Below are 11,817 nucleotides of genomic sequence, written 5' to 3' on the forward strand. Positions count from 1 at the left end.
CGAACCGGCGAAGGCATGACCCTGCTGCGCAAACTGTTGCAGCGGCATGCAGGCAGCGACATGGAGGGTGCCTTCAGCGCGCGGCGACGCCACGTGCTGGCCCTGGAGCGCACCGCAACGCACCTGTCTGCCGCCGCCGGGGCGCTCGCACTCACGCGTGCCGGAGAACTGGCCGCCGAGGATCTGCGCCAGGCCCAGCAGTCGCTGTCAGAGATTACCGGCGAGTACCACGCGGACGATCTTTTGGGCGCGATCTTCGGTTCGTTCTGCATCGGAAAGTAGTGTGTTGTCCACCGAAGTCCATGGCCTTCAAGAATTGCTCTATAAATGGTTTCAAATAGCCATTCATACAACTCTTCATGTCCACAGATGTCACTTGAAGACTTGGGAAAGCGGGGGCGTCGAGTGAACAGCGGCAAGGGCTACAGTTCACCAGGAATGTGGCGCCATTTCGAGCAACAACGACATCCCCGCCATGGACGATCAGGAACCCGGGATGCCGATGACCGGCGAGCCCGAATCGTGCGGCTCTCCGAACCACAGTGGCGGCAAGGAAGCTGGCGTCTGCCCCTTGCGTGTATCGACGCCGGCACGCACACGCGGTTTAATCGTCCGTGTTTCCACCCAAGATCTCAGGTATCACGATGCGCGCACTCGTCCTGGCCGGCATACTGGCCATTTCAGCAAGTCCTGCCATGGCCAAGAAACTCACGATTGATCGCATTTTCAACGGCGGCAGCCTGGATGGCACGGCCGTGCGCGACCTCAAGGTCTCGCCGGACGCAACCCGCGTTTCGTTCCTGCGGGCCAGGAGCGATGATCAGCACACCTTCGACCTGTGGGAATACAGCATCGGTGACCAACACATCCGCATGCTGGTCGATTCCAGCCGGCTGGCGGCCAGCGGCAATGAGCTGACCGAGGCCGAGCAGGCCCGTCGTGAGCGGGAACGGACCGCTGGAATGCACGGGATTGTCGACTACCAATGGTCGCCGGATGGCAAAAAACTTCTGATCCCCGTCGCCGGGACCCTGTATCTGTATGCGCTGGATGCACCGAAGGGTCATGCCGTGACTGCGCTGGATACCGGCGGCGATGCCCTGGATCCCAGGATCTCGCCGCGCGGGCAATACGTTTCCTACGTGCAGGACCAGAACCTTTGGGTGATCGACTTGTCCAGTGGTGAAACCAGGCAGTTGACCCACGATGGCGGCGGTACTGTGCACAACGGCGAGGCCGAATTCGTGGCGCAGGAGGAAATGGAGCGAAGCCACGGTTACTGGTGGGCTCCGGACGACTCGTCCATCGCCTACGAGCGCTATGACGCTTCACCGGTTCCGGTGACACGGCGCATGGAACTGTATGCAGACCACACCGCCGTGGTCGAGCAGCGCTATCCCTTCGCCGGCGATCCCAATGTCAGCGTGAAGCTGGGCCTGGTCGCGCCCACCGGAGGCGCCACGCGCTGGATCGATCTGGGCAATGACCCGGACTTCTACCTCGCCCGGGTGAAATGGCTACCGGACGGCAAGCGGCTGAGCTACCAATGGATGCCGCGCGACCAGAAATCGCTGCAACTGCGTCTGGTGGATATCGCAACGCTGAAGCAGCACGTGTTGCTGACCGAGAAAAGCAGCACCTGGATCGACCTGAACAAGGATTTGCGATTCCTGGCGGGCAAAAACGCCTTCCTATGGGGCAGTGATCGCAGCGGCTACCATCACCTGTATCTGTACAGTCTGGACGGCAAGCTGATGCACCCTGTCAGCAGCGGTGACTGGAACCTGGATGGCGTGCTGGCGGTGGATACCCGCAAAGGACTGGTCTACGTCAGTTCGAACCGCGACTTCGTACCCGATCGCCAGGTCTACGCGCTGAGGCTGGACGGAAAGAGCGCCGATCATCCGCAAAGAATCACCACGCGCGACGGAACCCACCAGACGGTGTTCGCGGACAACGGCAGCTTCTATGTCGACACGTTTTCCGATCCGAACACGCCACCGCAGGTCAGCGTGCATCGCGCCGACGGCAGCTTCCTGGCCTGGATCGAAGAGAACCGACTGGACGAGAACCACCCGTACTGGCCCTACATGGACAGCCACGTCACTCCCGAATTCGGCCAGATCAAGGCCGACGATGGCCAGATGCTCTACTACCGTGTCTACAAGCCGCTCGATTTCGACCCGGACAAGCACTACCCGGTGTTCGACACCTTCTACGGAGGGCCGCATGTGCAGATGGTCACACGAGGCTGGGTCGATTATTTTGCCGAATACATGGCCCAGCAGGGCTTTGTGGTGTTCACCCTGGACAACCGCGGCATGGCGCGACGCGGTCGGCGTTTCTCCGACGTGATCGACCAGCAGCTTGGCGTGGCCGAGGTCGCCGACCAGGTGGCCGGCATCGACTGGCTGAAGCAGCAGCCCTGGGTCGACGGCAAGCGGATCGGCGTGTTCGGCTGGAGTTACGGTGGTTACATGACACTGATGCTGCTGGCCAAGGACTCGACCGATCTGGCTGGCGGCGTGGCGGTGGCGCCGGTCACCGACTGGCATCTGTACGACACCTTCTACACCGAACGCTACCTGGGCCGGCCGCAGGACAATGCGGCGGGCTACACGCGCAGTTCCCCGCTGGCGTGGCTGGACGGCCTGACCGCGCCGCTGACCCTGGTTCACGGCATGGCCGACGACAACGTGCTGTTCCTCAATTCAACCGAATTGATGGCGGCGCTGCAGAAGCGGGGCATCCAGTTCGGCCTGATGACCTACCCCGGCGGCAAGCATGGCCTCAACCTGCCCGGTCAGCGCAGCCACGTGTACCACCTGATCGATGATTTCTTCGAGCATACCGTCAAGGGCGACTGCGGCAGCCAGTGCCGTGTTGATCCAGCGAAGAAAGCCGCGACGAATCCTTCGACGCCTTCCCCCGACGAAGGCGGTGTCGGCATCGATTGAGTCGCGAGACATTCGTCAGATCCGCAGGTCGAAAGGCCGTGCGAACGCTGCGTGGCCCCAAACGTTGATGCAGGCGCTGATGTTGCCGGCCCTGAAACATGGGGCCGGCAGGATGCGTTTGGTGAACATCAATCCGGCGGCGGTGCCCGACTCAGGACAAATGTCCGACGTCGGGACCACTGGTTTGCAGCGCTGGCGCCGAACCGGCCACCGCCAGCAGGGCGCTTGCATAGGGGTCATGCATGCTCACGGTGGACACTTCGCTCCAGGCAAACTGCGAGACCTCGCGCAACCATTCAGCGTCGGGGCTGATCTCCTGCATGCCGAAGGTCTCCTCCTCCAGGTCGATCAGTCGACCGATGTAGCACACCTCGGATTCATCCTCGCTGTCCACATGCACGCCGATCACCGGCGCCATACGGTGGGCGGCCGCGATCACCTGCGCGACATCGTCCAGCGGAAAGTCCGGGGCCAGACGACGCTGGATTCCCTTGATCACCAGGGCTTTTTCGATGAACGGGGCATGCTGATCGGGCAGTTCCAGTTCGGTCACGTCACGGTGACGCATGGCATACAGACCGTCGTCGGTGATGCCGTCACCGATGACGTGCAGCAGAAAGAATTCGCGGCCAACGCCGGCCACGTAGCCGCAGAAGCTGCCGTGCTCCAGACCGCCTCGCCACAGACGGATCATCTGGCCCTGTTGCCGGGCCTGCTGCAGGCGAACGCGATGGCCGCGATTGTGAATGCGAAGAACGGTACCCATAGCCTTGTGATTCTATCACCGGGAAGCCCTGGACCCGCCTTGCGCAGGCGGCATGCAATCCAGAGATGCTGCGGTTTACAGGATGTAGCGGCTCAAATCCTGGTCTTCGACCAGGCTTTCCAGTGTTTTATCGACATATTCGGCGTCGATCGTATACTTTTCGCCGCTTTTATCCGTCGCTTCATAGGAGATCGTCTCCAGCAGCCGTTCCATCACGGTATGCAGGCGGCGGGCGCCGATGTTTTCGGTCCGGGCGTTGACCTGGAAGGCCACTTCAGCCAGACGATCGATGCCGGAGTCGGTGAAGACCAGTTCCACGCCTTCGGTATTGAGCAAGGCGACGTATTGCTTGGTCAGCGCATTGTTGGGCTCGCGCAGGATGCGCTTGAAGTCGTCCACCGAAAGCGCCGAGAGTTCCACCCGGATCGGCAGTCGGCCCTGCAGCTCCGGTATCAGGTCCGACGGCTTGGCCAATGAAAACGCGCCGGAGGCGATGAACAGCATGTGGTCGGTCTTGATCGGGCCATATTTGGTCGAGACCGTCGAACCTTCCACCAGCGGCAGCAGGTCGCGCTGCACGCCCTCACGACTGACGCCCGAGGCGCCGCCGGCGTAATCCGAGCGCTGAGCAACCTTGTCGATTTCGTCCAGGAACACGATGCCATTCTGTTCGGCGGACTCGACCGCTGCGGCGCGGACCTCCTCGTCGTTGACCAGCTTGCCGGCTTCCTCCTCGACCAGCAGCGGGCGGGCGTTGCCAATGGCAAGCTTGCGCTTCTGGGTCTTGCCGCCGCCCATGTTCTGGAACATCTGCTGCAGTTGCTGACTCATCTCCTCCATGCCCGGCGGCGACATGATCTCCACGCCGATGTTCATGTTCAGATCCATCTCGATCTCGCGATCATCCAGCGCGCCCTCGCGAAGCTGTTTGCGCAGCTTCTGGCGGGTGTCGGTCTCGATCGTTTTCTGTGGTGCGACGTCCTGGTTCCAGTCGCTGGCCGAATCGCTTTGCCGACGCGGCAGCAATGCATCCAGGATGCGGTCCTCGGCACGGTCCTCGGCCTGGGAGCGTACACGCCGCGTGGCCTGGTCACGGGTCAGCTTGAAGGCCTGGTCGGCGAGGTCGCGGATGATCGATTCGACGTCTTTGCCGACGTAGCCGACCTCGGTGAACTTGGTCGCCTCGACCTTCACGAACGGCGCATTGGCCAGGCTGGCAAGGCGCCGTGCAATCTCGGTCTTGCCTACGCCCGTGGGGCCGATCATGAGGATATTCTTGGGCGTGACCTCGTTGCGCATCGCAGGTTCCAGCTGCATCCGCCGCCAGCGGTTGCGCAGCGCGATGGCGACGGCGCGCTTGGCGTCGTTCTGGCCGATGATGAAGCGATCGAGTTCGTTGACGATTTCGCGGGGAGTCAGTTCGGACATGAAGGGGACCAGTGGAAGTCGGGGCCGGGGATCAAGCCAGGATCGGATTGCGGACGATGGCGTCTATGGGTTCGCAACAGCGTCCAGTTCCTCGATCGAAGTGTTGTGGTTGGTGTAGATGCAGATATCGCCGGCGATCTTGAGTGCCCTTTCGACGATGGCGCGAGCATCAAGGTCCGAGTCGACCATCAAGGCGCGGGCAGCGGCCAGGGCAAACGGGCCGCCGGAGCCGATCGCGATCAGGCTGTCTTCGGGCTCAAGCACGTCGCCGTTGCCGGAGATCAGCAGCGAGGCGTCCTTGTCGGCGACGGCCAGCATCGCCTCGAGCTTGCCCAGACGACGGTCGGTTCGCCATTCCTTGGCCAGCTCCACGGCAGCGCGGACGAGGTTGTTGCCGTGCTTGACCAGCTTGTCCTCGAACAGTTCGAACAGCGTGAAGGCATCGGCCGTGGCTCCGGCAAATCCAGCCAGGATGTCGCTGTTCTTGCCCAGGCGCCGGATCTTGCATGCATTGGCTTTCATCACCGTGTTGCCGAGGGTGACCTGGCCGTCGCCGCCGATCACGACACGGCCGTTGCGGCGCACGGAGACGATGGTGGTGGCGTGAAAGGAATCCATGACAACTCGTTTCGATCTGGTGAGTGACGAAAGATGGGTTGTCGCCGGCCGATTCCAAGGGTGGGTGGCCTAAACCGGGTGCTTCGGGTGGCGGAGTCAAAGCCTGCAGCCCGAAAACGCGGCAAACCCACACGCAGCAGTTTATGACTCCTGCTTGCGACGCGCCCGCGGATGCGCAGCGTCGTAGACCTTGGCCAGGTGCTGGAAGTCCAGGTGGGTGTAGATCTGTGTGGTGGCGATGTCGGCATGACCGAGCAATTCCTGCACCGCCCGCAGCTCGCCCGATGACTCCAGCAGATGGCTGGCACAGGAATGACGCAGCAAATGGGGATGGATACGTTGCGCGATACCGCGTTCGAGCGCCAGCTTTTGCATCCGGGCCTGAATGGTGCGCGGGCTGATGCGAGCCTGGCCACGCCCACGGAACACCGGGCTGGCTGGGTCTGCATCAAGACTCGCGGCCAGGTCCCTGAGCGCGGCGATGGCGAATCTGCCGACCGGCACGATGCGGGTCTTGTTGCCCTTGCCGCGTACCCGCACCAGACCGTTTTCCAGCTCGAGGTCGCGCCAATTGAGGCCCACCAGTTCGGCCAGGCGCAGGCCGGAGGAATAAAACAGCTCCAGCATGGCGCGGTCGCGCAGGCCGTGCGGACCTTCGATGGGCGTCTCCACCAGCCGGGTGGCCGCATCGGTGTCCAATACCTGGGGCAACTTGCGCCGCGTCTTCGGTCCGCGTACGCCGGCACTGGGGTCGTGATCGAGCAGGGCCTCGCGTATGAGCTGCCGGAACAGGCTGCGGCACGAGGACAACAGGCGCTGCAGACTGCTTGGCGACAGGCCGCCGCGGTGCTGCGAAGCCACGAAGGCACGCATGCGATCGGGCGTCAGGTCGGCAAAGCGGTTGATTTGCTGCGCATGCATCCATGCCAGCAGCTTGGCGCTGTCGCGACGGTAGGCCGACAACGTGTGTGCCGACGGCGCACGCTCCACGCGCAGTTGTTGCAACCAGGCCTCGACGCGAAGTGCCGGCGTGGTCATGAGCCTCAGTCCCCGCGAGTGAAGCGGCGAATGGAAGCGGTCACGCTTTCGGCGATCAACTTCAGGAATATCGAGCCCATGCCGGGATGAAACCGATTGCCGTCCAGGCTGCCGATGGCGAGCATGCCGTACTCGCCCAGTCGCATCAGTGCCGCCGATTGCACATTGGACGCATGCTCGCCGAACAGACGGACCAGCTTGTCCTGGGCCAGGCGACCCACCATCGGATCGACGCGGGCCAGGAATTCGGCAAAAGCCGGCAGGGCCTGGATACCACCGGATTCGACCAGCAGCCAGTCGGCTTCGGGCAGGTCGCCTCGCTCACGCAGCAACAGCACACGCACCAGGTCGGTGTCGAAATCCTCGATCAGTCCGGCGACCACACTGCGGATGCTTTCTATCAGCGAGTCCGAGCGCAGCAGCCCCATGGTCAGCGAATGGACGCGTACCATCAGCTGTTCGTTGTCCTCGGCAATCTCGATCAGTTCCGTCAGCCGGGTCTCCAGGGCGCGGTTCTTGCTGCGCAGCACGTCTACCTGATAACTGGCCAGCGATGAGGCCGGGCCATGCTCACGCGGCATGCTCAGCGACATCGCAAGCTCGGGGAAATCCTTCAGGAACAGCGGATGCTTGCGCAGGTACTCGGCGATATCCATCGCCTGCAATCCATCCTTGAGCGTCATGTCTGCCATGTCGGGCTCCGCGTGGTCATGGGTCAAGTGTGCGTGTCAGCACGATCAGGAACAAGTCATCAGGCGCATCATGCGTCCACGTGCAGGCGACCCTCGAACACGAAGCAGGCCGGTCCGGTCATCCACAAGGGCTTGCCGGGGCCGTCCCAGGAGATCATGAGATGGCCGCCCGGCAGACGCACATCGACCTCGTGATCGACCTTGCCAAGCAGCCGGAGCACGGCCATGGTTGCGCAGGCGCCGGTACCGCAGGCCTGGGTCCATCCGCTGCCGCGCTCATGCACGCGCATGTGCACATGGGTACGGTCCAACAACTTCACGAAGCTGGTGTTGCAGCCCTCGGGGAAGCGTGGATGCGTGGTGATCTGGGGGCCCAGGCGTTGCAGCGCGGATGCCTTGAGGTCCTCGACCTGGACCACAGCGTGCGGATTGCCCATCGAAACCGAGCCCAGAGTCAGTGGCGCGCCATCGATATCCAGCGGATAGCTCTCGGCCTGGTGGGGCGTATCAAAGGGGATCCGGCTCGGCTCGAAGTCCGGCTCTCCCATGTTCACGGTCACGCTTTCAGCATCGATCAGGCGCACACTCACAGGTCCCGACGGACTGCGCAGGCGCACCTCTTGGTTCAGCTTCAGCTCGCCCGCACGGTGCAGCCAGGCCGCAACGCAGCGTACGCCGTTGCCGCATTGACCCGAAACCTGGCCGTCGCTGTTCCAGATGGAGTAGCGAAACGCGCAATCGTCATCGTCCCCGGCCTTGTCGATGCCGAGCAGCTGGTCGAAGCCGATGCCGGTATGACGGTCGCCCAGGGCACGGATGCCATTGGCATCGAAGGGCATCTCGTTTTTGCGTTCGTCGATCACCACGAAATCGTTGCCCAGGCCATGCATCTTGGTGAAGTTCACAAGCATGGTCGATCAGCCTGCAGGGTCCGGCCGCGGGGTGCTTGCGGCGGTGGCCGGTGTGCTGGAGGCCGCCGCCGGCCGGGGTGCGGCTTGCGCGTTATCGGCGCGCACCAGCGGTCCCTTGTTGCCACAGCCGCTGATCAGGAACAGGAAGCAGACAAGGGGCAGAACAGTCAGCATACGGCGCATGAGGACAGATTCCTGAAGAAAGCATCGGTAGTATAGACACGCAGCATCCTGTGCTCGCCAGTGGCCATACAGGATGCTGCGAAAACCGCTCGCAAGACCGGTGGAGACTGATGACGTGAACTGGACCGAACTGTTGCAATTGCCTGCAACCGTGTTGTTGATCGCGGCGGCCGTATTGCTGCTGGTGTCGATCGGCCACGGCGTTTCCTGCCGTCGCCGCCTGCGGGATCGGCGCCGTATGGCCGCCAGCTGGCGGGCCATGCTCGCGCTGGTGTTCCTGGCGCTGGCCGCGCTGGCGGCCGGGGGCGGTCTGTCATTGCGCGGCTACCGCGTGCTGGCCGCGGAATCGCCGGTGGCCAGGATCACGGCCCATCACATGGGGCCACAACAGTGGCAATTGGTCCTGCAGCGCCCGGACGGATCGCAACGGCGCATCCGGATGTACGGCGACGACTTCCGTCTCGAAGCCATCGTGCTCAAGTGGCAGCTGCCCGCGGTGCTGGCCGGGGTCCCGCCGGTGTATCGCCTGGATCGTCTTTCGGGTCGCTACAACGATCCACAACAGGCACGGACGGCACCGCACACCGTGGTCGACTTCAACCGAGCCGGTGACATGGACTTGTTCAGCCTGCAGATGCGTTATCCACACTGGTTGCCGATGGTCGACACCATCTACGGAAGTGGTGTGTACCTGCCGCTGGTCGACGGGGGTCGTTACCAGGTGCATCTCATGGCCACCGGCGCATTGGTGGCGCGTCCGGATCCGGCGACCGCGCTGCGGCTGCAGCGGCGCGGCGGGTGACTTGGCTCAGCCACCGGCCAGCGAAAGCTCGTAGATCCAGGCTTCACTGCCGTCTTCGTAGAAATCCGGTCGCTGCCCGATGCGGACCAGACCTGCCCGGGCATAGAGGCCGATGGCGGCCGCGTTGTCCGGGCGTACCTCCAGCCGCAGCCGGGTGCAGCTGCGAGCACGCGCCTTCGCCGCCACGGCATCCAGCAACGCGCGTCCGATGCCGCGGCCACGCGCCTGTCCGGCAATGGCCAGCGAGTACAGCCGCGCGATCCGGGTGCCACGTCGAAACAGCACCAGAGCACTCCCGACAAGCAGGTCCGATTGCTTGGCCACCATCACGATCGCGGCAGTACTGTGCAGATGATGCCGGTATTGCCGCCGGCTGATCCGGTCGCTGCTGAAACTGGTCTGCTCCAGCGCGAGTAAAGCCTCGAGGTCGGCGAGGCGTGCGGTGCGAATCAAGGGAGGAGCGTTAGTTTCGGCATTCACGCGCACACTGTACTTGTGCATCCAGCAAGCGCATAGCGGCAGTCACTGAACGTTTATGCATCGGGCGGTGCGCAACCCATTTGCGCACGCTTCGGGCTGTGCCACACTTCCACTATTGCCGCGTTCTCCCGTCTTCGCCTCCGTCGCTTGCGGGACTTGGAGTCCGGGGTCGGTTTGCCTGACCGTTACAGCGAGGATGCATGAGCCGGCTGGTGATCGTTGTTGAAAACCCCTCCGACTGGGGTGCCTATTATCCGTCCACGCATGTGGTGGCGGCGCGAGACTATCTGCGCGAACCACCCGGCGGCAACGAACGAACGCACGTCATCAACCTGTGCCGCAATTACAAGTACCTGGGGACCGGTTACTACGTTTCCTTGCTGGCCGAGGCGCGCGGCCACCGCGTGATTCCGTCGGTGCGCTCCATCAATGGCCTGCGCCGCCGCGCCCTCTACGGACTGGATATCGAGGACCTGAACCAGAAGCTGGACCAGGTGCTGGCATCCAGCGCGCGGGACGTCAGCGATTTCAGCATCGAGATGTATTTCGGTCAGAGCGCGCATCCGACCCTGCAGGACCTGGCGCGCCAGGTGTTCGAACTGTTTCCCTGCCCGCTGTTGCGTATCGAATTCAAACGCGAGCGGATGTGGCAGATTGCGGCGATCCGCCCCCTGGGCCTGCATACGCTCGATGACGCGCAGGAGGATGCCTTCGCGCAGGCACTGGACCACTTCGCCAAGAAACTGTGGCGCAAACCGCGCGCGCGGAAGCGTTACCGCTACGACATCGCCATGCTGGTCAATCCGGACGAGGCCATGCCCCCGTCCAACCGCGGCGCGCTGAAGGCCTTCGTTGCAGCCGGCAAACAGCTGGACGTCGACGTCGATCCGATTGGCCTGAACGACTATTCGCGTCTGGCCGAGTACGACGGCCTTTTCATTCGCGAAACCACCGCCATCGACCATCATACCTATCGCTTTGCGCACCGCGCCGAGCAGGAAAGCATGGTGGTGATCGACGATCCGTCCTCGATCCTGCGCTGCACCAACAAGATTTTCCTGCATGACCTGCTGGTCTCGCGCAAGCTGGCTGTGCCGCGCACCGAGATCCTGATGCGCGATGATCCCGGCAGCCTGGATGCCCTGCCCGACCTGCTGGGGCTGCCGATCGTGCTCAAGATTCCCGATGGCGCATTCTCGCGCGGCGTGGTCAAGGTGGAGAGCCTGGAGGCACTGAAGCGGACCGCCACGGAACTGTTCGGCCACAGCGCGCTGTTGATCGCCCAGCAGTACCTGTACACCGAGTACGACTGGCGCATCGGCGTACTCAATCGCGAACCGCTCTACGCCTGCCAGTACTTCATGTCGCGCGGGCACTGGCAGATCTACAACCACGGCGGTACGGGGGCACCCAAGGCCGGGGGCTTTCGCACCTTCCCGGTGCGCGAGGCGCCTTCGGACGTGGTGCGCCTCGCGGTGAAGGCCGCCAATGCCATCGGCGATGGGCTGTACGGAGTCGACATGAAGCAGACCACGGAGGGCAGCGTGGTCATCGAGGTCAACGACAATCCGTCCATTGATGCCGGTGTTGAGGATGGCTACCTTGGCGAGGACCTCTACCGCCGGATCATGCAGGAGCTGGTGCGCCGCCTGGAGCGCAAGCGCCTGGGCGTGACCGGCTGAGATCGTTCAACCGCGGGCGCGTGTACGTCGCGCGGGCGCTCCGGCCAGGAGATACAGCGGCAGGCGCGGCTGCAGGGCCAGCAGCAGGGTGGCTGGCGCGCCGACCAGCCAGAACGGGGCGCTCCATCCGAGCACCATATTGGGCCAGGCCAGTGGCGTGAACAGCAGCAGGGTTCCGCACAGCATCCAGATCAGGGCGATCAGGGCCCGATGGCGGCGGGTTTCAGGGTTCGTGTCATGCATGATGATGTCCTCACTTT

Annotated in this window: 12 protein-coding genes and 1 pseudogene; 4 read left to right on the plus strand and 9 right to left on the minus strand. The window is 63.3% G+C overall.

All coding sequences use genetic code 11. The features are described 5' to 3' along the window. Together PF446_RS13210 and PF446_RS13215 are read left to right on the plus strand one after the other, a co-directional pair. Nucleotides 1–282, plus strand: a pseudogene (locus PF446_RS13210) (tRNA uridine-5-carboxymethylaminomethyl(34) synthesis GTPase MnmE); the annotation flags it as partial. 362 nt (nucleotides 283–644) lie between these two features. Beyond that, nucleotides 645–2,957 carry a S9 family peptidase gene (locus PF446_RS13215; protein WP_298072364.1) on the plus strand — a complete coding sequence of 771 codons (2,313 nt, stop codon included), beginning with the start codon at nucleotides 645–647 and terminating at the stop codon, nucleotides 2,955–2,957. A 151-nt stretch (nucleotides 2,958–3,108) separates the two neighbouring features. Here the strand turns inward: PF446_RS13215 and PF446_RS13220 are convergent, their stop codons facing one another. The 7 genes from PF446_RS13220 to PF446_RS13250 form a co-directional block, all read right to left on the minus strand. Further along, the gene (locus PF446_RS13220) at nucleotides 3,109–3,723 is read right to left on the minus strand and encodes a hypothetical protein (RefSeq protein ID WP_298072366.1); all 615 of its coding nucleotides are present in this window, start codon (nucleotides 3,721–3,723) and stop codon (nucleotides 3,109–3,111) included. Nucleotides 3,724–3,798: 75 nt separating this feature from the next. Further along, on the minus strand, nucleotides 3,799–5,151 hold the full coding sequence (gene hslU, locus PF446_RS13225) for an ATP-dependent protease ATPase subunit HslU (RefSeq protein ID WP_298072368.1): 1,353 nt from the start codon (nucleotides 5,149–5,151) through the stop codon (nucleotides 3,799–3,801). Between the two features lie 63 nt (nucleotides 5,152–5,214). Continuing rightward, nucleotides 5,215–5,769 (minus strand): ATP-dependent protease subunit HslV, encoded by a 555-nt coding sequence (hslV, locus tag PF446_RS13230; protein ID WP_298072370.1) that lies wholly within the window; start codon nucleotides 5,767–5,769, stop codon nucleotides 5,215–5,217. Between the two features lie 141 nt (nucleotides 5,770–5,910). Further along, nucleotides 5,911–6,807, minus strand: a complete 897-nt coding sequence (locus tag PF446_RS13235; protein ID WP_298072372.1) for a tyrosine recombinase XerC — start codon at nucleotides 6,805–6,807, stop codon at nucleotides 5,911–5,913. Nucleotides 6,808–6,812: 5 nt separating this feature from the next. Beyond that, complete coding sequence (locus tag PF446_RS13240) at nucleotides 6,813–7,499, minus strand: DUF484 family protein (RefSeq protein WP_298072374.1); 687 nt, start codon at nucleotides 7,497–7,499, stop codon at nucleotides 6,813–6,815. 68 nt (nucleotides 7,500–7,567) lie between these two features. Further along, nucleotides 7,568–8,410, minus strand: a complete 843-nt coding sequence (gene dapF, locus PF446_RS13245) for a diaminopimelate epimerase (RefSeq protein ID WP_298072376.1) — start codon at nucleotides 8,408–8,410, stop codon at nucleotides 7,568–7,570. A gap of 6 nt (nucleotides 8,411–8,416) precedes the next feature. After that, the gene (locus PF446_RS13250; RefSeq protein WP_298072378.1) at nucleotides 8,417–8,593 is read right to left on the minus strand and encodes a lipoprotein; all 177 of its coding nucleotides are present in this window, start codon (nucleotides 8,591–8,593) and stop codon (nucleotides 8,417–8,419) included. 115 nt (nucleotides 8,594–8,708) lie between these two features. Between PF446_RS13250 and PF446_RS13255 the strand changes: the two genes are divergently transcribed. Beyond that, entirely contained in the window at nucleotides 8,709–9,395 is a 687-nt protein-coding gene (locus PF446_RS13255) for a hypothetical protein (protein ID WP_298072380.1), read from the plus strand. 6 nt (nucleotides 9,396–9,401) lie between these two features. On the opposite strand, the gene PF446_RS13260 is transcribed toward PF446_RS13255, so the two are convergent. Beyond that, entirely contained in the window at nucleotides 9,402–9,875 is a 474-nt protein-coding gene (locus PF446_RS13260) for a GNAT family N-acetyltransferase (RefSeq protein WP_298072382.1), read from the minus strand. Between the two features lie 200 nt (nucleotides 9,876–10,075). Between PF446_RS13260 and PF446_RS13265 the strand changes: the two genes are divergently transcribed. Continuing rightward, entirely contained in the window at nucleotides 10,076–11,557 is a 1,482-nt protein-coding gene (locus PF446_RS13265; protein ID WP_298072384.1) for a RimK family protein, read from the plus strand. Between the two features lie 6 nt (nucleotides 11,558–11,563). On the opposite strand, the gene PF446_RS13270 is transcribed toward PF446_RS13265, so the two are convergent. Further along, a partial coding sequence (locus tag PF446_RS13270) for a hypothetical protein (protein ID WP_343224687.1) occupies nucleotides 11,564–11,817 on the minus strand: 254 nt, incomplete at its 5' end.

It is taken from the genome of Oleiagrimonas sp. (genome assembly GCF_027858935.1).
In the GTDB taxonomy this organism is placed as follows: domain Bacteria; phylum Pseudomonadota; class Gammaproteobacteria; order Xanthomonadales; family Rhodanobacteraceae; genus Oleiagrimonas.

What these genes read in the sequence shown, in the direction of transcription:
- PF446_RS13215 (WP_298072364.1), top strand. Translation starts at nt 645, where the DNA reads ATGCGCGCACTCGTCCTGGCCGGCATACTGGCCATTTCAGCAAGTCCT.
- PF446_RS13220 (WP_298072366.1), bottom strand. Translation starts at nt 3,723, where the DNA reads ATGGGTACCGTTCTTCGCATTCACAATCGCGGCCATCGCGTTCGCCTG.
- hslU (WP_298072368.1), bottom strand. Translation starts at nt 5,151, where the DNA reads ATGTCCGAACTGACTCCCCGCGAAATCGTCAACGAACTCGATCGCTTC.
- hslV (WP_298072370.1), bottom strand. Translation starts at nt 5,769, where the DNA reads ATGGATTCCTTTCACGCCACCACCATCGTCTCCGTGCGCCGCAACGGC.
- PF446_RS13235 (WP_298072372.1), bottom strand. Translation starts at nt 6,807, where the DNA reads ATGACCACGCCGGCACTTCGCGTCGAGGCCTGGTTGCAACAACTGCGC.
- PF446_RS13240 (WP_298072374.1), bottom strand. Translation starts at nt 7,499, where the DNA reads ATGGCAGACATGACGCTCAAGGATGGATTGCAGGCGATGGATATCGCC.
- dapF (WP_298072376.1), bottom strand. Translation starts at nt 8,410, where the DNA reads ATGCTTGTGAACTTCACCAAGATGCATGGCCTGGGCAACGATTTCGTG.
- PF446_RS13250 (WP_298072378.1), bottom strand. Translation starts at nt 8,593, where the DNA reads ATGCGCCGTATGCTGACTGTTCTGCCCCTTGTCTGCTTCCTGTTCCTG.
- PF446_RS13265 (WP_298072384.1), top strand. Translation starts at nt 10,076, where the DNA reads ATGAGCCGGCTGGTGATCGTTGTTGAAAACCCCTCCGACTGGGGTGCC.